Raw genomic sequence first — 23,102 nt, 5'->3', positions numbered from 1 at the left:
TTTTTGTTGGCCGGCCGTCTTTCAGCGCCGGTCACTTGCAGGCGAATCACCTTGCGCCCCCACCTGTCCGGAATCCTTTTCGATCCGCGCAAACAACCACTCGACAAACACTCGTGCCTGCGCCGTCACATCCGGCGCAACACCGTAGTAATAACGCGGCAACGGCATCCGCAACTCGGGCAACGGGCAAATCAGGCGACCGCTCGAAAGGTGGGTGCCCAGCAAAGAGGTCGGGCACAAGGCGATGCCCTGCCCATCCACGGCGGCCTCAAGCACCAGGTGCATGTGATCAAACTGCCGGGTGAGCTGAGTGGCTGACTGGGTTTGACCAAAGTGCAGGGCCCAATTGTGCCAGTCTTCGCGACGCGCCTTGGCGGTCAGTAACGTGTGCCGCCCCAGGGACGCGAGGTCCTCAAGGGCCTGGCGCTGGATGAGCGAGGGTGCCGCGACCAGCAACAGCTCGTCTTCGAAGAGGGCTTGCGCCTCAATCGCCGGGGCCCAATCGTCACGACCACGGCGTATGACGATGTCAAACCCGTCGCGTGCATGATCCGGTGCCTGGGTCTGGGTGATCACCTGCGGCGTGATGTCCGGGTGCTGCGCAATGAAATCCTCCAGCCTGGGCATCAGCCAGAGCATGGCAAAGGAGGGACGGACATTGATCTTCACGGTCGGCAGCGACGCATGGTGTTTGAGCGCAGCGGCGGCGTTGGCGATCTGCGCCAGCCCGGCACTGACTTGTTCATAAAAGCGCTGACCGGCCGGCGTCAGCACCGATTGGCGGACACGCCGCTCGAACAGCAGCACCCCCAAGTGTTCCTCAAGCAATTTGATATGTCGGCTGACGGCACTGTGACTGACATGCAGCTCCTCGGCCGCCAGGCTGAAACTCTGATAACGAGCAGCAACAGCGAAAGCGCGCACAGCATTAAGCGGTGGTAGTTGATTAATCATGCGTCTAATTTAGTCACCTATGCGCTGCATTTAAAGAGTTTGTCACGCCCACGTCGTCGCGCCAATCTGCCTGCACCACCTGACGGAGCAAGACATGAACAGCTACGGACTCTTTCTACTGTTTGCCACCCTGACCATTTTGAGCCCAGGACCTGGCGTGGTGCTGACCCTTTCCAACGCGGTGCGCCACGGATGGACAGGGGCGGTGCCGGGCATTCTGGGGATCGCGTCGGGGGCGTTTGTCGTAGCCACCATCAGCGCCACGAGTGTCGGCCTGATCCTCGGCACCTCCGCCAATGCCTTTACCGTATTGAAATACGCAGGGGCCATCTATTTGTTGTACCTGGGTTACAAAAGCTGGCGCTCGGATCGTTTCAGTACGCTGCTTGAAACGCGCGCCTCAAGTCCGGGCTATCGCTTCCTTGAAGCGGCTTCCATTCAGTTCTTGAACCCCAAAGCTGTGTTTTTCTTTCTGGCGGTGTTCCCGCAATTCATCGACACCTCGGCGCACTTCTCCACCCAGTTCTTCAAGCTCGTCGCCTCCTACGCCGTACTGGTTGTTCTGGTGCATGGCAGCTATGCCTTGCTCGCCAATGCCGCCAAAGGCTGGTTATCGAGCGCGAAAGGTTCCTGGCTGGCGGCGAAAGTCTCGGGCGTAACCTTCGCCGGTTTCGGCGTACTGATGGCCTCGGCCAATCGTTAAGGCACAGAACTGGCGATCGCGCGGCGCTTGGGCTCGGTGGACGCAGGCTGTGCTGTCGTGACCTGAACCGGCAGTTCAACGGCAAACCGGCTGCTGAATTCCTTTCGCCCCGTTGCCGTCAACGTCAGCGCGCGGCTGTCCAGATCCTGAGTCACCCATTTGCGCTGGATCGCCGTCTGCAGCAACGCCGCCCCCAGTGAACCGCCCAGATGCGGCCGGCGCATGCTCCAGTCCAGGCAGGGACAGGCGAACCGCCGCCTCAGGGTGCTCAGGTCCTTGACCTCAATGCCCAATCCTTCAAACAGCGCTTCGCCGCTGTCGCTCAGCCGATAGGCCTGCTCATCGGTGTCCAGCAACCAGCCGTTTTCCAGCAGCCGGTCATGCAACAACACCGCCAGCGTGCCGGCCATATGGTCGTAGCACGTGCGGGCAAATTGCAGGCGGTCCGGCGTGCGCGGGTTGAAGGTCGGCGCCGTGTTCTGGCCGATCACCATCAATGCTTCCAGTGCCTGGGCCACGCGCTTGTCCGCCAGATTGTAGTAGCGATGGCGTCCCTGAACGTGCAGGCGCACCAGCGCCAACTCCTTGAGTTTGGCCAGGTGCGCGCTGGCGGTGGAAGCGCTGACCTCGGCAATCGCCGCCAGCTCGGTGCTGGTGCGGGCGTGGCCGTCCATCAATGAGCAGAGGATCCTGGTCCGCGCCGGTTCCGCAATCGCGGCGGCCACTTGAGAAACGCCGATGTCGTGTTGTTCTACGTTCATATTTCGCTCCCGGACGAATCAAGGGCCATTCGGACTGGAGATAGTAGCAACACTTTTTCAACCACGAACAAGGTTGCGCCCCATGGACCCGATCATCGCTGCGACTCACGCCGATCCTTATCCTTATTACGCGCAATTGCGCGCTCAAGGTGGGCTGGTTTTTCACGAAGGACTAAAGCTGTGGGTCGCCAGCAGCGCCAAGGCTGTGGTGGCGGTGCTCGCGCATGCTGACTGTCATGTGCGGCCGGCTCATGAGCCGGTGCCCAAGGCCATTGCCAGCGGTGTGGCCGGCAAGGTCTTCAGTCAGTTGATGCGGATGAATGAAGGCGAACGCCAGCGCTGCCCGAGGTCGGCCATTCAACCAGGGCTGGCGATGATCGACAGGGATGAGATCACTGCGCTGGTCGGCGCGCGATTGATCAGTGCGGACGCCGATGGGCTGCACAAGGCGATGTTCCGTGGCCCGGTGTGCGTGGTGGCGGCCCTGCTGGGGTTCACGCCTGCGCAGGGCCGGATCGTCAGTGAGCTGACCGCGGAGTTCGTCGCGTGCCTGTCGCCCCTCAGCGATCAGGCACAACTGAACGATGCCCATGCGGCGGCGGAACAGTTGAGCGGTTATTTCGTTGAATTGCTGGATGACCCGGACAATCAAAGCGGCTTGCTCGCCGGTATTCGCCAGCGGTTTGCGGCGGGTTCCGCCGACAGCGATGCAATGATCGCCAATCTCATCGGCCTGCTCTCCCAGACCTATGAGGCCACCGCCGGGCTGATCGGTAACGCGTTGTTGGCGTTGATTCGAAACCCACAGTGGCTGAGTGATTCGATCAGCATTGACGACCTGGTAGCTGAAGCCCAGCGTTTCGATCCATCGGTTCAGAACACCCGCCGGTTTGTCGCCGCCCCCTGTGAAATCGAAGGTGTGAGCCTGCAGCCCGGCGATGTGATTCTGGTGCTGCTGGCTTCGGCCAATCGTGACCTGCAGCTCAATGATCAGCCTGATACCTTCATGTTCGAGCGTCCGCAGCGTCACAGCTTCACTTTCGGTTCGGGACGTCATCAATGCCCGGGCCAGACGCTCGCCCTGAACATCGCCAGCGCCACATTGGCGCAGATCCTGGCCTTGAAACCCTTGCTGGGCCGATTGACCTGGCACTACCGCCCTTCCCTGAATGGTCGAATTCCACTGTTCGCATGAAGGGCCAATTAGTTACATCAGGTTAAAGGTGAAATGACTGGCGATGCGTTTATCACGACGGACTTTCTCCATAGAGTCAGGCTGATAACAGTCAGCGAGGCGCCATCGATGCAAACCCAACTGGACAAGTCACTGAGTGCTTTTGCGCGAGCAGACCTCCTGCAAGGTTCAACGCCCATTCAGCGCGCCGAACGTCTCGAACAGCTGTTGGGCCTGCAGACCCGGGGAATCCGCCTGTTTCTCAAGCGCGACGATCACATGCTGCTGGGCGGTGGCGGCAACAAGCTGCGCAAACTCGAATTCCACATCGGTGCCGCGCAGCAGGCCGGCATCGATACGGTCATTACCGTGGGCGGTGTGCAGTCCAACCATGCGCGACTGACCGCGGCGGTCTGCGCGCGTCTGGGCATCGATTGCGAATTAATCCTCACCCGCTCGGTGCCCAAATCCGAGGTGGATTACGAACTCAACGGCAACGTGCTGCTCGACCAATTGTTTGGTGCACAGCTGCAAGTGCTGGCCGCAGGCACCGACTCACTCGCCCGGGCCGAGGCGCGAGCGGCGCAACTTCGGGAATCGGGGCGCAAGGTGCTGGTGATTTCCATGGGCGGCTCAACCCCGCTGGGCAGTCTCGGCTATGCGCGTTGCGCAGCGGAAATCGCGGAGCAGGAGACGGCGCTCGGCCTCACCTTCACCCAGGTCGTGGTGCCCAACGGCAGCGCCGGCACCCACGCCGGGCTCGCGACCGGTTTCCAGTTGCTGGGCCGAGGCACAGCCCTCGTCAAGTCTTACTCGGTGTTATCGGATCGCGACTCGTCAGCGACCCGGACCCTGAAACTGACCCGGGACACCCTGGCGTTACTGGGCAGCAACGCCCTCGTACCGCCCGAGGACATCGTGATTGACGGCAGTCAGCTGGGCGATGGTTACGGTCTGCCGACCCAGGCCATGCAAGACGCCGTACGCCTGATGGCGCGTGCGGAAGGTCTGTTGATCGACCCTGTGTATTCCGGCAAAGCGTTTGCGGGCCTGTTGGCCGATCTGAAACAAGGTCGTTTCCGTGACGGCGACAACGTGCTGTTCGTGATGACCGGCGGGACGCCTGGGTTGTATGCCTATCGGGAAACGTTTCAGAAATAAAAGCCGAACCTCAAGAAACAGGAAGAGTCTTAATGACTGCAAAAGCAGTCACTAAGACTCTTCAATGACTTAGTCAAAATAACAACACCCTCCGTGCAAACCGCAATCTGCAAGGCTTCTGGCATTGGCCCGTTTTTTGAAGACGTTCTCGCGCGCTCGATTGGCCTGCGAACGCACCAACCAAAAAACAGGCTGCCCATGAGTAAAAGGATTGCTGCATGCACAATGAATTTCAGAATCGCCTGGCGGTCGTCACCGGCGCGAGCTCCGGCATTGGCCTGGCCGTCACCGAACGCCTGCTGGAACAGGGCGCTCGCGTCTTGGCAATGTCACGCCAGCTCGGTGGACTGGCGGGATTGGCGGAACGCTTCAGCGACCAGTTGGCCTGGGTCGATGGGGATGTGACCCGCCAGGAGGATCTCGACCGGTTAGCCGAGCGCGCCAAAGTCCTGGGACCGGTGGATTTCGTGGTCCCCAACGCTGGCATCGCGCAACTGGCCGATGGCCTTGATGTTTCAGCTTTCGACCGGCAATGGGCAGTGAACGGTGCAGGGGCGCTGAATACCCTGGCGTGCCTGCGCAGCCACCTGGCCGATTCCGCTTCAGTGGTATTCATTGGCACGTTCCTGGCCGGAATCACCTTTCCCGGCCTGGCCGCTTACATCGCCTCCAAGGCAGCACTGATCGCCCATGCACGAACCCTGGCGGTTGAGCTGGCCCCCTTCGGAATCCGCATCAACACCGTCTCGCCCGGCCCAACGGCAACGCCGATCTGGTCGACCCTGGGGCTCAAGACCGAAGAGTTGGGTGACGTCGCCACCGCGGTCAACCTGAGGCTGCTCGATGGGAAATTCCTCGAAGCCGGTGCGGTGGCGGACGTGATCCTGTTCCAGCTGAGTCGCGGTGCTCGCAGCGTGTATGGGCAGGACTGGATTGTCGACAGTGGTTACACGCTGCGATAAGGCGTTTCAGCTGATGTGGGATCAATCATCCCGCGTCAGCACTTCCAGCAATTCAATCTCGAAAACCAGGTTCGAATTCGGCGTGATCTTGCCCATGGTGCGCTCGCCATAGGCCAGGTGCGCCGGCACCAGCAACTTGCGCTTGCCGCCGACCTGCATGCCCATGATCCCTTGATCCCAGCCCTTGATAACCCTCCCGGTGCCAATCACACACTGGAAAGGCTTGCCTCGGCTGTAGGAAGAATCGAATTCGGTACCGTCTTCCAGCCAGCCACGATACTGGGTGGTGATCAGTGCACCTTTGACGGCGGCTTTGCCATCGCCCGGCTCAATATCGATGATTTGCAGTTCGTCGTTCATGCTTCTACTCGTTTACGGTCGCCCGGTCCGGGGCGCGGACGAAGGTTTTCGCAGAATTCTGCACCGAAGGCAATCCATGGAACCGAAGCCCTTGGCTTCCGCTCACATGAGTATCGACCTCGTGCTCAGCAAAGGACGCTCAGATGACCGATCAACGATCACCGCGCAGTTTCATTCCGCCCTACATTCTCAATCGAATCATCGCCCACGGTTCCGAGCGTCAGCGCTCCAGCGCGATGATCACCTTGACCCACGTGCGCACGCTTCGGCACACGCCGGGTTTGTCGGTGCCTTCTTCCGCTGCGGCGATCCTGCCCACTTCGGCTAAACCCGGTCAGGTCCAGCGCAGCATTCATGATGCGCAAGGCAAAATGCTGCTGCCGGGAATGCCCGCGCGCCTTGAAGGCCAGCCCGCGACGGGCGACGCAGCGGTTGACGAGGCTTATGATGCAATGGGTGCCAGTCACGATTTTTTCTGGAAGGTGCTGGGGCGCGACTCGATAGACAATCAGGGTTTTGCGCTGATCGGCAGTGTGCATTACGGCCAGAATTACGAAAACGCATTCTGGAACGGCGCACAAATGGTCTTCGGGGACGGCGACGGCGAGATTTTCGAGCGCTTCACCCGCTCGCTGGATGTGATCGGCCACGAACTGAGCCACGGCGTGATCGAAAGCGAAGCCGGCCTGGTCTATGCCAACCAGTCCGGGGCATTGAATGAGTCGATATCGGATGTTTTCGGGGTGCTGATCAAGCAACGCGTGCTGGGTCAGACAGCCGCAGAGGCGGACTGGCTGATCGGCGCCGACTTGCTGACGCCTCGCATCAAGGGCGTCGGTTTGCGTTCGATGGTTCATCCGGGCACGGCTTACGACGACCCGCTGCTCGGCCAGGACCCGCAACCGGATCACATGCGCAAGTTCGTCATCACTCAGGAAGACAATGGCGGTGTGCACATCAATTCCGGCATCCCCAATCGAGCGTTTTATCTGGTGGCCGAAACCTTGGGCGGATTTGCGTGGGAGAAGGCCGGGCGCATCTGGTACGACACGCTGTGCGACAAACGTCTGCCCGGCGAAGCGTCGTTCGAGCAGTTCGCGCAACTGACCGTTGCCCACGCTCGCAACCGCTTCGGCACCGACGAAGCCCGAGCGGTAAAACACGGATGGGCCGAAGTAGGTGTTAAACCGAGTCAGGAGGGTTCATGAAAACGCTGCCAGCGCTGGGCGATGAAACCGTCGTTCGCCTGTCCCGTCAGGGTGGTTTCGCGAGGGTCCACGCCTTGACCCGCCCCCGTGAAATCGAGTTCACGCACTGCGATCTCGATCAGCGCGCGCGTATCTGCACGTTGCTGGAGGGTTGCCTGCCACTGGCCCGGGAGTCTTGCGGTCAGGGCGATCAACGCTTCTATCAAATCGAAGTGCGTTCGCGCGTCAATGATCAGGGTGGTGGTTGGGTGCTGAATGTTCCCGAGGATCAGGCACCGGGGGAACTGGTGCAGTTGTGGGACAAAGGTGTACTTCTTCAGGGGGGGCCGTGCAATTGAGCAAGCGTGTGAACTAACATAAGCACACCTTTTCGTGATGATGGCACGCCATGATGGCAAACCCTGAATGAATTTTGTCTGGACCAGCGCAGCCCTCGGCTCATTAGTAGTTGCCCTGATCATCCTGCTGATCTGCCGCGAACGCTCGCAGCGAAAGCAGTTGGCCGAGTACCGTGCGCTGATTACCAACCTGTCCGAACGACAAACCATCCACCAGGATGGCGACGCCGAACGCTTCAAACGCAGCCAGTATTTCGCCAGGATCGGCACCTGGGACTGGGATGTCGACACCGACCGGCTCTACTGGTCGGAAGCGATCTACGGCATGTTCGGCTTCAAGATCGGCGAAGTGACGCCCTCCTACGCCTTGTTTTGCGCCTGCGTGCACCCCGACGACCGGGTCAGGGTGCGGGCCGGTGAGCTGCGTTGCCTGGAAACCGGCGAGAATCATGACGAGGAATACCGGGTGATCTGGCCCGACGGCACCGTTCGCTGGCTACGCGAGACCGGCAACGTGGTGAAGAACGATCACGATGAAACGATCAAGATGATGGGCGTGGTCCGTGACATCACCGAGGAAAAAGCTTCCGCCAGTTACTTGCAGCACCTGGCCCACTTCGATCCGTTGACCGGCCTGCCCAATCGATTGGTGCTCGAAGAACGCCTGTCCCAAGCACTGGAGCAGGCGCGAATCACTGCCACGCGAGTAGCCCTGGTGTTCGTCGACCTCAATGGTTTCAAGGCCATCAACGACCATTACGGCCATGCCGCCGGTGACCGCGTACTCGTCACCACCGCCACGCGCCTGAAGAGGATCCTGCGCGCAACCGACACCGTCGCCCGCATCGGCGGCGACGAATTCGTGGTCATCCTCCAGGGCCTGCCTCAAGGTGGCTGCCTGCAAGACGAAGCCCGACGTATCTGCCAGAAAATTTTCGTCGAACTCTCACCGCCAGTGACCATCGGCAACGACCATCGCCACATCGGCACCAGCCTGGGCGTCGCGGTGTTTCCGGACCATGCGCCGAGCATGGACCGGTTGATTCATATTGCCGACCTGGCGATGTATGAGGCAAAACGCAGCGGGAATAACCAGTATCGGCTGGGTGAGCAGACGTTGAGTCATAGTCGGGTTGAGTGAAACTGTTCAGTCGTAACCTTGGCCATAGGCAACGTCGTTGAAAACGAGTCGCTCCAGACGTCCAGTCAACGACATCGCCGTGGAGCTTTACCGCGAGCCTGGACAATGACAATCAACCGTCCATGCCCAATTGTTGCTGGCGGCTTAACGCTCCACCGGCGTGATATCCATGATCGTCCCGTTGGTGATCATCACCATCATGTACTTGTCATTGATCTGCACCCACTGCGCCTGTTCCTTCGGGGCTTTCAGGCCCTTTGCCTTCCAGTTGCCGATGGCCTTCTCGCTGCGCTGGTAAACATCCGGGGCGCGGTCGCCGACCACCAGTTCGCGGGTGTTGTTGACGCCGGGCTGGACAGTTTTTTGCGGTTCATCGGCTTGAACGATCGAGCTGATGCCGGCGATGCCTGCGACGAGGGCGAGGCTGGCGATAAGGGTCTTGCTGTTCATGGGTGAAGCTCCAGTAATGTCGTGGTCTCTGAACTCCGACTGCGGCAGCACAGAAACATTCCTTGTGGTTGCGTGACGGAGGCAACGACGCACCATTCATACAATCATTGCCATCCGGGCTGACGCCTGCCGTCGCAGCCTTTATCCTTGTGCCCCCCGCCGTACCGAGTTCTGGAGTTTCCCAATGCCCCATGAAGGCAACCTGTTGCAAGCCGCTGTCGTGTTTCTGTTCGCGGCGGTGCTCACCGTTCCTTTGGCCAAGCGCCTGCAACTGGGGGCGGTGCTGGGCTATCTGTTTGCTGGCGTGATTATCGGGCCGTCGGTGCTGGGCCTGATCGGCAATCCGCAGAGCGTCAGTCATATTTCCGAACTCGGCGTGGTATTGCTGCTGTTCATCATTGGCCTTGAGCTGTCGCCTCGGCGCTTGTGGGTGATGCGCAAGTCAGTGTTTGGCGTCGGCCTGGCGCAGGTGCTGCTGACCGGGTCGGTGATTGGCGTGTTGGCGCTGTTCGTGTTTGGCCAGCCGTTGAACAGCGCGATTGTGCTGGGCCTGGGCCTGGCGTTGTCGTCCACTGCGTTTGGTTTGCAAAGCCTGGCTGAACGCAAGGAACTGACCAGTCCGCATGGGCGCCTGGCCTTTGCAATTCTGTTGTTCCAGGACATCGCCGCGATCCCGTTGATTGCCATGGTGCCGCTGCTGGCGGGCGGCGATCACACCAGCAGTGCGGCCGAGGATTTGAATCACGGTTTGCGGGTATTGGGCAGCATTGCGGTGGTGGTCATTGGTGGTCGCTATCTGCTGCGACCCGTGTTCCGCGTGGTGGCCAGGACCGGTTTACCGGAAGTCTCCACCGCCACCGCGTTGCTGGTGGTGATTGGCACGGCGTGGCTGATGGACCTGGTGGGCGTGTCGATGGCGCTGGGCGCGTTCCTCGCCGGTTTGCTGCTGGCGGACTCCGAGTATCGCCACGAGCTGGAAGCACAGATCGAACCCTTCAAGGGTTTGCTGCTGGGACTGTTTTTCATCAGCGTCGGCATGGGCGCGAACCTGAGTTTGCTGCTCAGCGCGCCGATCACGGTGCTGGGGCTGACACTGCTGCTGATCGCCATCAAGCTGCCGCTGCTGTTTGTGGTGGGTCGACTGGCCGGTGGCCTGGGCAAGGTCAGTGCGATTCGCCTCGGCATCGTGCTCGCCGCCGGTGGTGAATTCGCGTTCGTGGTGTTCAAGATCGGACGGGATCAGGGCTTGTTCGAGCCGCGCCTGTACGATTTGCTGGTGCTGACGATCACGCTGTCCATGGCCGTGACGCCGTTGTTGCTGCTGCTCTGCGCGCGACTGGTCACACCGAAGGTGCAACCTGTGGTGGTGCCGGAAAAATTCCGCGAGATCGACACCGACGAACCCCGCGTGGTGATCGCCGGCATGGGCCGGATGGGACAGATCGTCGCCCGTATCCTGCGTGCGCAAAATATCAAGTTCGTGGCCCTCGACACTTCGGTGGAGACCATCGAACTGTCGCGCAGCTTTGGCGGCGTACCGGTGTTCTATGGCGACCCGATGCGCCCGGAAATCCTCAGCGCGGCCAAGGTCGAGCAGGCAGAGTACTTCATCATCGCCACCGATGATCCGGACACCAATATCAAGACCGCCGAGGTGGTACACCGGCTGTATCCACACATCAAGATCATCGCCCGCGCCCGTAACCGCCAGCATGTGCACCGGTTGGTGGACCTGGGGGCCGAGGCGATTCGGGAAACCTATTATTCGAGTCTGGAAATGAGCCGGCGCACCTTGGTAGGACTGGGGCTGACCCAGGCTCAGGCCGATGCGCGGATCAAGCGCTTCAAGCATCACGATGAACAGGTGCTGGAAGCGCAGCATGCGGTGTATGACGATGCGGCGAAGGTGTTGCAGACTGCGCAGGAAGCCAGGGCGGAACTGGCGAAGCTGTTTGAGTCCGATCAGCTGGAAGAAGAATCCAGTAAGAGTTGAAGTGAATGTGAGGGCCTCATCGCGTGCAAGCCCGCACCCCACACTAGAGCGCATCTGGCATGCTCATTCGATCAACTGTGGGAGCGGGCTTGCTCGCGAAGAACGATAACGCGGTATATCCGAATAAATAACGACTTCAAGGAATCCACAATGGCCGCTGCCCCACCCGCCCCCGCCCTCAAGGAAATCTTCAACGCCGAGCGCCTCAAGCACATCGCCACGGAGATGACGGCGGTCTACCCCGCGTTCAACGCCAGGGCCTTCCTGAAAATGGCCAACGACGGGCTCGCCGAGTTGTCGATCATGCAGCGCATGGCCCGGGTCAGCGAGTGCCTGCACGCTGTCCTGCCGTTGAGTTATGAAGCGTCGCTGGACGTGCTGCGCGCCCTCGCCCCGCGCCTGAACAGCGGTTTCGTCAGCATCTCGCTGCCCCATTACGTCGCGACCTATGGCGGCCACGCGTTCGAGCAGTCCATGGACGCGCTCAAATACTTCACCACCTTCGGCTCCGCTGAATTCGCGATCCGCTATTTCCTGCGCAGCGACTTCGAGCGCGCGCTGGCGGTGATGCACGAGTGGTCGCTGGACGAAAACGAACACGTCCGGCGTCTGGCCAGCGAAGGCTGCCGCCCGCGTCTGCCGTGGTCATTTCGACTGGAACGGATCCAGGCTGACCCGACCCTCGCCGCCGCCATCCTCGACAACCTCAAGGCCGACGACAGCCTTTATGTGCGCAAGTCGGTGGCCAACCACTTGAACGACATCACCAAGGACCATCCCGAGTGGGTGCTGGACCTGATCGAAGGCTGGTCGCTGGACAACAGGCACACCGCGTGGATTGCCAGGCACGCCCTTCGCAGCCTGATCAAACAAGGTAACTCGCGGGCACTGGCGATCATTGGCGCGGGTGGCAAACCCGAGGTCGAGATCATGGACGTGAACGTCGAACCGGCGGTGATTGCATTGGGGGAGAAAATCACCTTGTCCTTTACCGTTAAATCCACAGTCGAGAACAGCCAGCGACTGGTGATCGACTACACCATCGATTACGTCAAAGCCAATGGCAGCACTTCAGCGAAGGTGTTCAAGCTCAAAGCGCTGACATTGCCCGGCCACACCACCGCCGTGCTCAGCCGTGGTCAGCACATCAAGGAACTCACCACCCGCAAACATTACGCGGGCAAACATGCAGTACACGTGATGGTGAACGGCGAGCGCCTGGCCAGCACGGCCTTCGAAATCCTCCCCTGAAACCCGGCGCCTACAAAGGGTTCTGGCCCAGCAGTAAAGTTTGTTCCTGCTCACACAACTCCACCACGTAATCCCACAACACCCGCAGCCGCACGGATTTGTGCAGCTCGCGGCGGGTGCTGATCCAGTAGCTGCGCTGGATGCTTTCATCCGGCAACAACGGCACCAGCTGCGGATCGGCACTGGCCATGTAGCACGGCAACACCGCGATCCCCAGGCCTGATCGCGCCGCCTGTTGCTGGGCGATGACGCTGGTGCTGTGGAAGACCACCTGCGGGTTGCGGCAGAAGCTGTTGAGGAACATCAGTTCCTGGCTGAACAGCAAATCGTCGACATAACCGATCCACGCATGGCGACCGAGGTCTTCGCGGCTGCGCAGCGGTGGTGCGCTGTCGAGATACGCCTGGCTGGCGTACAGCGCCAGGCGATAGTCGGTGAGCTTGCGCGTGACCAGCATGTCGGCGGACGGGCGTTCCAGGTGGATGCTGATCTCGGCTTCGCGGTTGAGAATGCTGACAAACCGTGGCACCGCCACCAGTTCCACTTCGAGCCCCGGATAGCGTTCGAACAGCCCGTTTATGCGACTGGCGAGGAACATGATGCCCAGCCCTTCCGTCACGCCGACGCGAATCTTGCCCAAGGGCGCCGTCGATTGGGTGATCTCCTCCTGAGCCAGCAGCGCAACGTTTTCCATCGCCTCGGCGTGTTTGAGCAGCGCTTCGCCGGCCGGGGTCATCTCGTAGCCCTGGGCATGCTGGACGAACAGCGCCGAGCCAAGGCTCTTTTCGATGGCCTCGATGTGCCGGGCCACCGTGGCGTGGGTAGTGTTCAAACGGCGGGCGGCAGTGAGCAAACGCCCGCTGCGCTGCAATTCGAGAAAAAACCGCAGGTCATTCCAATCGAACATGAACCGTCCTTAGGGCTGCGCTGTTTGAAAACGCACAGCGGCTGCGCAAAAACTAACATTCTTTTGACGAAAGCTAACAACTAGGATGACCGACAACAAGAACAACAATAAGAGGTCAGGGATGCAGACTTCCCTTGAAGAATTCGACTACATCGTAGTCGGAGCCGGGCCGGCCGGTTGTTTGCTGGCCAATCGGTTATCGGCCAATCCGCAACACCGCGTGCTGCTGCTTGAAGCCGGCGGCCGCGATAACTACGCGTGGATTCACATCCCCGTGGGTTACCTGTTCTGCATCGGCAACCCGCGCACCGACTGGTGCTTCAAGACCGAAGCGCAACCCGGCCTGCAAGGTCGCGCCCTGAGTTACCCCCGTGGCAAGGTGCTCGGCGGCTGTTCCTCTATCAACGGCATGATCTACATGCGTGGCCAGGCTGGCGACTATGACCGCTGGGCCGCCGACGGCAATCCCGGCTGGAGCTGGAACGACGTCCTGCCGCTGTTCAAGAAAAGCGAAAATCACTTTGCCGGCGACTCTGAATTCCACGGTGCCGCCGGGGAATGGCGGATCGAGCGCCAGCGACTGTCATGGCCGATTCTCGATGCGTTTCGCAGCGCAGCCGAACAAAGTGGCATCGCCAGCATCGACGACTTCAACCAGGGCGACAACGAAGGTTGCGGCTACTTCCAGGTCAATCAGAAAGCCGGCATTCGCTGGAACGCGGCCAAGGCATTTCTCAAACCGGTCCGTCTCCGTCCCAACCTCACCGTACTGACCGACGTCGAAGTCGACCGCGTGCTCCTGGAAAACGGCCGCGCCTCGGCGGTCAGCACGCGCTGGCAAGGCCAGGTAAGAACGTTCAAGGCACGCAAGGAAATCATCCTTTGCGCTGGCGCTGTCGGTTCACCGAGCATCCTGCAACGCTCCGGCATCGGCCCTCGCCCACTCCTGGAAAAACTGGGGATCGGCGTGATGCATGAGCTGCCCGGCGTGGGCGGCAATCTGCAGGATCACCTGCAACTGCGGCTGATCTATAAACTGGAAAATGCCCGGACCCTGAACCAGATCGCCGGCAGCGTCTGGGGCAAAATGGGCATGGGGTTGCGTTACCTGTATGACCGCAGCGGGCCGCTGTCCATGGCGCCAAGTCAGCTCGGTGCGTTTGCCCGGTCAGGGCCGGAACAGACCTCGGCGAACCTCGAATACCACGTGCAACCCTTGTCGCTGGAACGTTTCGGCGAGCCATTGCACGCCTTCCCCGCCTTCACCGCGTCGGTCTGCGATTTGCGCCCGCAGAGCCGTGGTCGAATCGACATTCGTTCGGCGAATCCCCAGGAAGCACCGCTGATCCAACCTAATTATTTGAGCCACCCGGAAGACTTGCGCGTCGCGGCTGACGCGATACGCCTGACCCGGCGCATCGTTTCCGCCCCCGCCCTGCAAGCATTCAAGCCGGTGGAATACCTGCCCGGTGACCGCTTGCAGACTGAAGAAGAACTGCACGAAGCCGCCGCCCGCATCGGCACGACGATTTTCCATCCGGTCGGCACCTGCCGCATGGGCGACGACGCCGACGCGGTGGTCGATGCGCAGCTCAAAGTCCATGGCATCCCCGGCCTGCGCATTGCCGATGCGTCGAACATGCCGCGCATCACCTCGGGCAACACCTGTTCGCCTACGCTGATGATTGCCGAAAAAGCCGCGCAACTCATTCTTAACCCCAATACAAGGAGCAACAGCCAGGAAAGGGAACTGGTCACGAACGTCTGAATGCCGAACTCGGTCAATGTAGGCGCTGGCGAAGCCTGCGAACTTTTGGCGCCCCTGGTACGCCAGAGCATCAAGGTCAAAAGATCACAGCCTGCGGCAGCTGCTACAGGGATCGGGTAAATCAGCAAGATCGATGCAGGTAGCGTCGAATTGACAGTAGCGGCACCCGCCCACAAGGCAGGCGCCGACAGTGGAACAACAAAAACAATCACTGTGAGGGATACCGATATGTCAGAACATGTACAGCCCCTGGACATCACACGCAGCGTCGACACGAGCCGCGACACCCGCAAAGTCATTTTCGCTTCGTCACTCGGGACGGTGTTCGAGTGGTACGACTTCTTCCTCTACGGTGCCCTCGCGGCGGTCATCAGCAAACAGTTCTTCGCCGGGGTCAACGACACCACCGCGTTCATCTTTGCGCTGATGGCGTTCGCCGCCGGTTTCATCGTGCGCCCCTTCGGTGCGCTGGTGTTCGGTCGGTTGGGGGACATGATCGGGCGTAAATACACCTTCCTCGCGACCATCATCCTCATGGGTGTGGCGACGTTCTGCGTCGGGCTGCTGCCGACCTACGCCAGCATCGGCATCGCCGCGCCGATCATTCTGGTGGTGTTGCGTATGCTTCAGGGGCTGGCCCTTGGCGGTGAATACGGCGGCGCTGCGACCTATGTCGCGGAACACGCGCCCATCGGCAAACGCGGCTTCCACACCAGCTGGATTCAGTCCACTGCAACCCTCGGCTTGCTGCTGTCGCTGCTCGTGGTGCTGGGTTGCCGTTATTTCACCGGTGACCAGTTCGAAGTCTGGGGCTGGCGGATTCCGTTTCTGTTTTCGATCGTGCTGTTGGGCATCTCGACCTGGATTCGCCTGAGCCTGCACGAATCTCCTGCGTTCGTGAAAATGAAAGAGGAAGGCAAACTCTGCAAGTCGCCGCTGCGTGATTCCTTCGGTAAATGGGAAAACCTCAAAGTCGTGCTGATCGCCCTGTTCAGCATCAACGCCGGGCAAGCAGTGACGTTTTATGCGGCGCAGTTTTATGTGCTGTTCTTCCTCACCCAGTTCCTGAAAATGGATCCGGCACTGGCCAACAGCCTGTTGATCGTCAGCGTGATCATCGGCGCGCCGTTCTTCATTTTCTTTGGCTGGCTGTCGGACAAGGTCGGGCGCAAACCGGTGTTGATGATCGGCCTGTTGCTGGCCACCGCGCTGTACTTCCCGATCTTCAAGTCCATCGCTCACTACGCCAACCCGGCCATCGACCAAGCCAGTCGCCAGGCGCCGATCACCGTACTGGCCGACCCGGCCACGTGCACCTTCCAGTTCGATCCGGTGGGCAAGGCGAAATTTGACAGCCCTTGCGACAAGGTCAAAACCTTCCTGGTGAAACAGGGCTTGCCCTACACCAGTGAAGCAGCCCCGGCCGGCAGCGACGTGCAGATCAGCGTTGGTGAGGTAAAAATCGATGGCTACGACGAAGCGGCCCTGCGTGGCGCGGTGACATTGGCGGGGTATCCGTCACAAGCGGATACGCAACAGGTCAACAAGCCGATGATCGTGGCGCTGATGGTGGTGCTGATCATCATCTCCGCCATGTGCTACGGCCCGCTGGCGGCGCTGATGGTCGAACTGTTCCCGACGCGCATCCGCTACACCTCGATGTCCCTGCCTTATCACATCGGTAATGGCTGGTTTGGCGGGTTTCTGCCGACGGTGTCGTTCGCGTTGGTGGTGTATACCGGTGACATTTTCTACGGGCTTTGGTACCCGGTAGTGATTACTGCGGTGAGCCTGGTGGTGGGGATGATTTGTTTGCGTGAGACCAAGAATGTGGATCTGGATACCAACTGACACCTGACTTGATGAATTGATTGGTAGGCCAGCCTGCTAGCGATGGTCGTTAACGATAACGCGCTGTCTGAATGAACGCGCTGTCTGGACGTCCATCGCTGGTAAGCCAGCTCCCACAGGGTTCCGCTGACATCCGCGAGTTCAAATCGGTATCCACTTCCTCAAGTGAACAGAATTACCGCAATCGCGAGCCGTTTTCGCTACTCTGACCCGAAGCACCCATCGCCCCGCCACTCACCCGACCGAGGCACCATGATCATTTCATCCGCATCCGACTACCGCGAGGCAGCCCGCCGCAAACTTCCCCGCTTCCTGTTCGACTACATCGACGGCGGCGCTTATGCCGAGCACACACTGAGGGCCAACAGCGCCGACCTGACGGGCATCAGCCTGCGTCAGCGCATCCTGAAAAACGTCGAAACCCTTAGCCTTGAAACCACCCTCTTCGACCAGCCCCTTGCGATGCCGATCATCCTCGCACCGGTCGGCCTGACAGGCATGTTCGCCCGTCGTGGCGAAGTGCAAGCGGTCAAGGCCGCACAAAACAAAGGCATCCCCCTGTGCCTGTCAACGGTCTCGGTGTGCTCGATCGAAGAAGTGGCGGCCCAAACCCAACAATCCATCTGGTTTCAGCTGTATGTACTGAAAGACAGAGGCTTCATGAAAAATGCCCTGGAGCGGGCCAAGGCCGCCGGGGTGAAAAACCTGGTGTTCACCGTCGATATGCCCACGCCCGGCGCGCGCTACCGGGACGCACACTCGGGGATGTCCGGGCCTTTTGCGTCTTCGCGAAGAATCCTGCAAGCCATGACCAAACCCGACTGGGCCTTCAACGTCGGCCTGATGGGTCGTCCGCATGACTTGGGCAACATCTCGAAGTACCTCGGCAAAGCCGTCACCCTCGAAGACTACATGGGCTGGCTGGCCAACAACTTCGACCCGTCGATCAGCTGGAGCGATCTGGAATGGATACGGGATTTCTGGCAAGGCCCGATGATCATCAAAGGCATCCTCGACCCTCAGGATGCCCGGGACGCAGTCAGCTTTGGCGCGGACGGCATTGTGGTGTCGAACCACGGCGGGCGGCAGCTGGACGGCGTGCTCTCCACCACCAAGGCATTACCGCCGATCATGCAAGCGGTGGGCAATGACCTGACGGTGCTGGTCGACTCGGGAATCCGCTCGGGGCTCGATGTCGTGCGGATGCTGGCGCTGGGCGCGAAAGGCGTGTTGCTGGGGCGTTCCATGGCGTACGCGCTGGCCGCCGACGGTCAACGCGGGGTGGAAAACATGCTGGACATTTTCGCCAAAGAGATGCGCGTGGCGATGACGTTGACCGGGGTCACTTCGATTGGTCAGATTGATGAATCGACGCTGGTGCAGGCGGTTCGGTGAGCTGATCGCAATCATTAAAAAGCCGCGCAATGGCGCGGCTTTTCCAGGGAGGCGAGCGTCAGAAACTCGCTTTGACCGACACCATGAAGTTGCGTGGGTCGCCGTAATAGTTGCCGAAGCTCTCGGTACCGATGGTGGTGTAATAACGCTTGTCGAACAGGTTGTTGCCGTTCAACGCCACCGACCAGGTGTCGTCGATACGGTAGCCGATCCGACCGTTCCAGATCGCATAACCTGACTGAGTGATCTTGTCGCCAGTGGCCGGAGAGACGCGGAAATTATCGCTTTGCGCGTTGACGCCGGCACCCAGGGTGAACCGCTCGAGAGCACCGCCCAGCGCGTAATCACCCCACATGCGCAACACGTGTCTCGGCACATAACTGTTGAACGCGGCGCCGTTCAGGCTGGTGTCGATGTCGTCGAGGGTCTTGGTCTGGGTGTAGGTGTAACCCGCGAGCAATTGCAATCGTTCGATCACTTCACCGCTGATCTCGGCCTCGAAACCCTGGGCGCGCACTTTTCCCGCGTTGACATAGCAGTAGCCATCCGATGACGGGCAAGAGGAGTTGAAGTCCGTCTGCGCCTGGTCCTTCTGGATGGTGCGGAAAAGGTTGAACGAGCTGTTCAGGCGACCATCGAACCAGGCGCCCTTGATCCCCAATTCATAACTCTGCCCCACCAGCGGTTTGAGGGCCGAACCGTCTTCCGAACGAAAGTTGCCTTGAGGGGTAAAGATATCCGAGTAGCTGGCGTAAGCCGTCAGGTGCTCGTTCAGGTCCAGCAGCACGCCGGCAAATGGCGTGACCTGGCCTGTCTCCGTGGTGCTGGCGTGTTCCGAGGTGCCTGTATTGATGAAGTCGTAGTCGGTTTCCGAGTTGTACCAGCTCACACGACCGCCGACGACGAGGGTCAACGGATCTGCCAGTTTCAGGCGCAACGTCGAGTAAACGCCTTTCTGTTTGGTCACGGAATTGACCGGCCCGCCGCGAGACGAGTTGTCGATGAAGTAGCTGTCGTCCGGTTCAGGAACATGCTTGTCGGGGTTGAACACATTCTGCCGCTGCGGCAGAAACGCCACTGAGTAGAAGTCGTCTTTTTTCGCACGGCTGGCGTTGAAACCTGCCACCAATTCGTGTTGTTGGCCGAACGCGTCGAACTTGCCGTCCACGTAAGCATCCAGGCCGTAATCGACCTGGTCGTAGTCATACATACTGCCGAGCATACCCGTGGTGTTGGTGCCGGGAGTCACCGCGCCTGAGGCAAACGCGTATTTGATGTCCTGGGTGTTTTTGGTGTAAACGCTTGCGACCTTCAAGGACCAGTCTTCGTTGATTTGATGTTTCAGATCGCTGAAGACGGTGGTGCGCTGGCTGCGCCAGGTGTTCCAGGAAGGGTCGAGGCAGCTGGAGCGGCTGAGTTTCAGGTCACTGCGATCCCGGTAACGCGGCAGACCGCCCCAGCAGGGATTGGCGTCGACGTCTTCATAGGCAACGCCCAGCCCGAGTGTCGTGTCGGGGCTCACATCAAAATCGAGGGCACCGTAATACACCTGATCCTTGCGACTGGCGTCGTCCACAAAGTAATGCCGGCTCTGCTCGGCGACTACCGCCCGGCCGCGCACCGTGCCGGAGTCGTTCAGCGGTCCGCCGGTGTCGACCTGTCCGCGATAATTGTCCCAACTGCCACCGGACAGCGTGATGTCCGTATGCGGCGCGGTCTGGCCGCGCTTGCGCACGAAATTCACCCCACCGGCCGTACCACCCGAACCCTTCATCATGCCCGCGGCACCACGAAGGATTTCGACCCGGTCGTAATACGCCATGTCACCACTGAAACTGTCGGCCTGAACATAAAGGTTGCCCATATCCAGCGGCACGCCGTCGTACTGGTACTGGCCCGACATACGGAAGCCGCGCGAATAGAAATATTTGCCGCCCATGGTCGAGTCGTAGACAGTAATGCCCGGCGTCTTTTCCATGACCTGTTCGATGGTGTTGAGGTTCTGGTCGTCAAGCATCTTGCGGGTCATCACCGTGACCGATTGCGGCGTTTCCTTGAGCGAGTGCTCGCCCTTGCCGATGGTCACCGCGCCCGTGGTGTACGAGCCGCTGTACTCGGTGGTCGCGCCCAGCATCTGCCCGTTGATGTTGGTCGCCCCCAGTTCCAGTGCCGAGCCGGTGGCCGGTACTGGCCGCAGCACGTAAGTGCCGTTGGCCTGGGGTTCGGCTTGCAGACCGCTGCCGCCCAGAATTCGCGCGAATCCTTCACTCACACCGAACGCCCCCTTGAGTCCGGGGGACTTCAGCCCTTCGGTTTGTCGCGCATCAAAGGAAATGGCGGCGCCCGCCGCACTGGCGAAATGACTGAGGACTTCGGTCAGACTGCCGCCAGCAATGTCGAAGGATTGAACCGAAGTTTGCTGTTGCGCCGCCATCGCCGCGACCGGCCATACGCACATCGACGTTGCCGCGATCAATCCGACGTTCACTGCAATCGCCAGACGACCTGACGTGTAGACCCGAGACATGCTTACCCTCCCCCAAAGATCATCAATAAAACTCACTGAGGGATGAGCCGAACGATGTGAATGAAAAGTGCAAAAGACTGAAATTATTTTTTGTCGCCTCAGCCGGAAACATTGACCCAATAGCGACTGAATCGGCTGATACGCAGGGAAAAACCGCTTTCCAGCGCAGCCAGCGCCAGGTCCGTGTTATCGATGGGGAACGCCCCGGACACCTTCAGATGGGCAATGCGCGGATCACAGCGCAGCACGCCAGTGCGATAGCGCGACAGGTCGGCCAGCAACTCGGCCAACGGACGATTGATGGCGATGATGCTGCCCTGCTGCCAGGCGCCCGTCGAAGCATCATTTCGCCGTACCGTCCCCAGTGAAGCAGGATTGAAACTCAGGGACTGGCCAGCCTCGAGGCGCACCTTCGGGCCAACGCCAGATGAAGTCACCTCCACCGCCTTCTCAAGCACGGCCACCTCGCCGCCCTGATGCCCGGACCGGACGATAAACCGTGTCCCCAGCGCCAGCACCTCGCCATGGCGAGTGACCACCTTGAACGGTCGCTGCGAAGGATCGACAGCGGTCGTGACAAGCATCTCGCCCCACAACAGTTCCAGCACCCGTTGGTGCCCATCGAAACGCAGGTTGACCGACGTGTCGGTATTCAGCAGCAATGAACTGCCATCCGCCAGACGGAACTCCCGGCGCTCACCCACGGCAGTGCGGAAATCGGCGAACAGGTTCTGGCTTGTTTCACTGCGCCATCCCAACCAACCCAGCGAACCGGCCGAGGCCAGTACCACGACACTACGCAACACCTGCCGACGCGAGCTGTCAGCGCCGCGCAAGGCCGGTGAGGCCAAAGCGCCAGGCACGCGACTCATTTGCTCGCCGACGGCGGCCATGCGCTGCCAGGCTTGAGTGTGCACAGGGTCGGCGAGCAGCCATTCGTTCCATGCCGCGCGATCGGTGTCGGTCGCGACACCTGACTGTAGGCGTGCATACCACTGAGCCGCGACACTGATCGCCTTCAATTCGGCGGGTGAAAGGCTCATGCCAGCTGCAACTGGATTTGCATCAGACAGCAATGCTCCATGGCCTTGGCCATGTGATTGTTGATGGTGCGCACGCTGACGCCCAGGCGCTGGGCAATCTGCGGGTAGGTCAGGCCTTCGAACTGAGACAGAATGAACGCCTGTTTGACCTTCGGCCCCAACCCTTGCAGCAAACGATCGATTTCCATCAGGGCTTGCAGCAGGATCGCCTGCTCTTCCAGCGAAGGTTGTTGCCCTTCGGGCATGGCCGCCAAGGCTTCCAGATACGACTGTTCCAGCGAACGCCGGCGGAACAGGTCAATCAACAAGCCCTTGGCGATCATCGACAGATACGGCCGCGGCTCGCGTATATCCAGCGCGTTGCGCGCCTTGATCACCCGGACGAAGGTGTCCTGCGCCAGATCCGCCGCATCGAAGGCGTTCCCCAAGCGCTTGCGCAGCCAGCCATTAAGCCAACTGTGGTGGTCGCAATACAGATCATTGACGGCGCTGCGCAGGGACAAATCGTTGGCGGACATGACAATGGAATAATTCGCGACTGATAATGAATCGCATTGTCATCGGTACAGGAGGTGATTGGCAATAGCTGTATTGGCCAAACCCCGCCTCACCCGTAGGTGTGACGGGGTTGTCAGCCGTAGAAGCTCTATCTTCGCTGAAGCGCCCCTCATTCAATGTTTTCGAGAATCTCGAACTTCACTTGATCGGGATAGAAGGCCACATGATTCTTGATTTGTTCTACCGACACTTTGGGGTTTTCATAACTCCATGCCGCATTGGCCCCCTCATGCCCCGTAATCTGCAGGCTGAAATAGCTCGCGTCGCCCTTGTAAGGGCAATAGCTGGTGTGATCGGTGCGGGCAAAATATTGCTCGTCGATGTCCTCCCGCGGGACGTAATACACCGGAGGGTAATTGGCCTCCAGCAGCACCAGCGCGCGGGTGGACGCGGCCACCTGAATATCGTGAAACTTCACCAGCAGGGTGCCTGGTTGCTCGGCAATGGTGATGACAGGACTGGGACCGGAGCTTTTCATGAATTGCGTTCCTCGGGATGATGATAAACCTGTAGGAGCGTGCGAGCGGCGGTCCGACTTGCCCGCGATGGGGCGCGCAGCGGCCCTAAAACGTGAGAACACAGCTTCAGGTATAACCC

General features: G+C 60.1%; 21 protein-coding genes. 12 read left to right on the top strand and 9 right to left on the bottom strand.

Annotation, left to right across the window (positions count from 1 at the left end; genetic code table 11):
• Positions 1–21 precede the first annotated feature (21 nt).
• Positions 22–954 (bottom strand): LysR substrate-binding domain-containing protein, encoded by a 933-nt coding sequence (locus ACM6IQ_RS07870; RefSeq protein ID WP_414878453.1) that lies wholly within the window; start codon positions 952–954, stop codon positions 22–24.
• A 94-nt stretch (positions 955–1,048) separates the two neighbouring features.
• Here ACM6IQ_RS07870 and ACM6IQ_RS07865 point away from each other — a divergent pair, with 94 nt between their 5' ends.
• Positions 1,049–1,657: a LysE family translocator gene (locus ACM6IQ_RS07865; protein WP_414878452.1), complete on the top strand. Its 609-nt coding sequence runs from the start codon at positions 1,049–1,051 to the stop codon at positions 1,655–1,657.
• On the opposite strand, the gene ACM6IQ_RS07860 is transcribed toward ACM6IQ_RS07865, so the two are convergent.
• Positions 1,654–2,418, bottom strand: a complete 765-nt coding sequence (locus tag ACM6IQ_RS07860; protein ID WP_414878451.1) for an ArsR/SmtB family transcription factor — start codon at positions 2,416–2,418, stop codon at positions 1,654–1,656. The two genes, ACM6IQ_RS07865 and ACM6IQ_RS07860, sit on opposite strands and share 4 nt — an antisense overlap.
• Positions 2,419–2,500: 82 nt before the next feature.
• Between ACM6IQ_RS07860 and ACM6IQ_RS07855 the strand changes: the two genes are divergently transcribed.
• From ACM6IQ_RS07855 to ACM6IQ_RS07845, 3 genes are all read left to right on the top strand, one after another.
• The gene (locus tag ACM6IQ_RS07855) at positions 2,501–3,613 is read left to right on the top strand and encodes a cytochrome P450 (protein ID WP_414878450.1); all 1,113 of its coding nucleotides are present in this window, start codon (positions 2,501–2,503) and stop codon (positions 3,611–3,613) included.
• Positions 3,614–3,721: 108 nt separating this feature from the next.
• Complete coding sequence (locus tag ACM6IQ_RS07850; RefSeq protein ID WP_414878449.1) at positions 3,722–4,753, top strand: D-cysteine desulfhydrase family protein; 1,032 nt, start codon at positions 3,722–3,724, stop codon at positions 4,751–4,753.
• A gap of 218 nt (positions 4,754–4,971) precedes the next feature.
• Complete coding sequence (locus ACM6IQ_RS07845; protein WP_414878448.1) at positions 4,972–5,715, top strand: SDR family NAD(P)-dependent oxidoreductase; 744 nt, start codon at positions 4,972–4,974, stop codon at positions 5,713–5,715.
• 21 nt (positions 5,716–5,736) lie between these two features.
• Here the strand turns inward: ACM6IQ_RS07845 and ACM6IQ_RS07840 are convergent, their stop codons facing one another.
• The gene (locus tag ACM6IQ_RS07840; protein WP_017339484.1) at positions 5,737–6,075 is read right to left on the bottom strand and encodes an FKBP-type peptidyl-prolyl cis-trans isomerase; all 339 of its coding nucleotides are present in this window, start codon (positions 6,073–6,075) and stop codon (positions 5,737–5,739) included.
• A 143-nt stretch (positions 6,076–6,218) separates the two neighbouring features.
• Here ACM6IQ_RS07840 and ACM6IQ_RS07835 point away from each other — a divergent pair, with 143 nt between their 5' ends.
• From ACM6IQ_RS07835 to ACM6IQ_RS07825, 3 genes are all read left to right on the top strand, one after another.
• Entirely contained in the window at positions 6,219–7,283 is a 1,065-nt protein-coding gene (locus tag ACM6IQ_RS07835) for a M4 family metallopeptidase (protein ID WP_414878447.1), read from the top strand.
• Positions 7,280–7,621, top strand: a complete 342-nt coding sequence (locus ACM6IQ_RS07830) for a protealysin inhibitor emfourin (protein ID WP_414878446.1) — start codon at positions 7,280–7,282, stop codon at positions 7,619–7,621. The genes ACM6IQ_RS07835 and ACM6IQ_RS07830 overlap by 4 nt, the downstream gene beginning before the upstream one ends.
• Positions 7,622–7,688: 67 nt before the next feature.
• Positions 7,689–8,762 carry a diguanylate cyclase domain-containing protein gene (locus ACM6IQ_RS07825; RefSeq protein ID WP_414878445.1) on the top strand — a complete coding sequence of 358 codons (1,074 nt, stop codon included), beginning with the start codon at positions 7,689–7,691 and terminating at the stop codon, positions 8,760–8,762.
• A 144-nt stretch (positions 8,763–8,906) separates the two neighbouring features.
• On the opposite strand, the gene ACM6IQ_RS07820 is transcribed toward ACM6IQ_RS07825, so the two are convergent.
• Positions 8,907–9,212, bottom strand: coding sequence for an RcnB family protein (locus tag ACM6IQ_RS07820; protein ID WP_017339488.1), 306 nt, complete (start codon positions 9,210–9,212; stop codon positions 8,907–8,909).
• 184 nt (positions 9,213–9,396) lie between these two features.
• On the opposite strand from ACM6IQ_RS07820, the gene ACM6IQ_RS07815 reads away from it, so the two are divergent.
• Positions 9,397–11,205 (top strand): monovalent cation:proton antiporter-2 (CPA2) family protein, encoded by a 1,809-nt coding sequence (locus ACM6IQ_RS07815; protein WP_017339489.1) that lies wholly within the window; start codon positions 9,397–9,399, stop codon positions 11,203–11,205.
• A gap of 150 nt (positions 11,206–11,355) precedes the next feature.
• Positions 11,356–12,456, top strand: coding sequence for a DNA alkylation repair protein (locus tag ACM6IQ_RS07810; protein ID WP_414878444.1), 1,101 nt, complete (start codon positions 11,356–11,358; stop codon positions 12,454–12,456).
• Between the two features lie 10 nt (positions 12,457–12,466).
• Here ACM6IQ_RS07810 and ACM6IQ_RS07805 read toward each other — a convergent pair whose 3' ends face one another.
• Positions 12,467–13,363, bottom strand: a complete 897-nt coding sequence (locus ACM6IQ_RS07805) for a LysR family transcriptional regulator (protein WP_414878443.1) — start codon at positions 13,361–13,363, stop codon at positions 12,467–12,469.
• Positions 13,364–13,484: 121 nt separating this feature from the next.
• On the opposite strand from ACM6IQ_RS07805, the gene ACM6IQ_RS07800 reads away from it, so the two are divergent.
• From ACM6IQ_RS07800 to lldD, 3 genes are all read left to right on the top strand, one after another.
• A complete protein-coding gene (locus tag ACM6IQ_RS07800) occupies positions 13,485–15,131 on the top strand; it encodes a GMC family oxidoreductase (RefSeq protein WP_414878442.1) in 1,647 nt (548 codons plus the stop codon).
• Positions 15,132–15,359: 228 nt separating this feature from the next.
• Positions 15,360–16,982: an MFS transporter gene (locus ACM6IQ_RS07795; protein WP_414878441.1), complete on the top strand. Its 1,623-nt coding sequence runs from the start codon at positions 15,360–15,362 to the stop codon at positions 16,980–16,982.
• A 252-nt stretch (positions 16,983–17,234) separates the two neighbouring features.
• Positions 17,235–18,377: an FMN-dependent L-lactate dehydrogenase LldD gene (gene lldD / locus ACM6IQ_RS07790; protein ID WP_414878440.1), complete on the top strand. Its 1,143-nt coding sequence runs from the start codon at positions 17,235–17,237 to the stop codon at positions 18,375–18,377.
• 58 nt (positions 18,378–18,435) lie between these two features.
• On the opposite strand, the gene ACM6IQ_RS07785 is transcribed toward lldD, so the two are convergent.
• The 4 genes from ACM6IQ_RS07785 to ACM6IQ_RS07770 all read right to left on the bottom strand — a co-directional run bounded on the left by ACM6IQ_RS07785 (position 18,436) and on the right by ACM6IQ_RS07770 (position 22,983).
• A complete protein-coding gene (locus ACM6IQ_RS07785) occupies positions 18,436–20,904 on the bottom strand; it encodes a TonB-dependent siderophore receptor (RefSeq protein ID WP_017339495.1) in 2,469 nt (822 codons plus the stop codon).
• Between the two features lie 98 nt (positions 20,905–21,002).
• Complete coding sequence (locus ACM6IQ_RS07780; protein ID WP_414878439.1) at positions 21,003–21,947, bottom strand: FecR domain-containing protein; 945 nt, start codon at positions 21,945–21,947, stop codon at positions 21,003–21,005.
• Positions 21,944–22,465, bottom strand: a complete 522-nt coding sequence (locus ACM6IQ_RS07775; RefSeq protein ID WP_414878438.1) for a sigma-70 family RNA polymerase sigma factor — start codon at positions 22,463–22,465, stop codon at positions 21,944–21,946. Before ACM6IQ_RS07775 ends, ACM6IQ_RS07780 begins: the two co-directional genes overlap by 4 nt.
• Before the next feature lie 149 nt (positions 22,466–22,614).
• Positions 22,615–22,983, bottom strand: a complete 369-nt coding sequence (locus tag ACM6IQ_RS07770) for a DUF427 domain-containing protein (RefSeq protein ID WP_414878437.1) — start codon at positions 22,981–22,983, stop codon at positions 22,615–22,617.
• Between the last annotated feature and the right edge of the window lie 119 nt (positions 22,984–23,102).

Origin of the sequence: Pseudomonas sp. IT-P100 (assembly GCF_949767185.1) — a bacterium.
In the GTDB taxonomy this organism is placed as follows: Bacteria; Pseudomonadota; Gammaproteobacteria; order Pseudomonadales; family Pseudomonadaceae; genus Aquipseudomonas; species Aquipseudomonas fluorescens_B.
The sequence above is the reverse complement of the archived record's forward strand: the minus strand, read 5'-3'. Positions and strand labels throughout refer to the sequence as shown.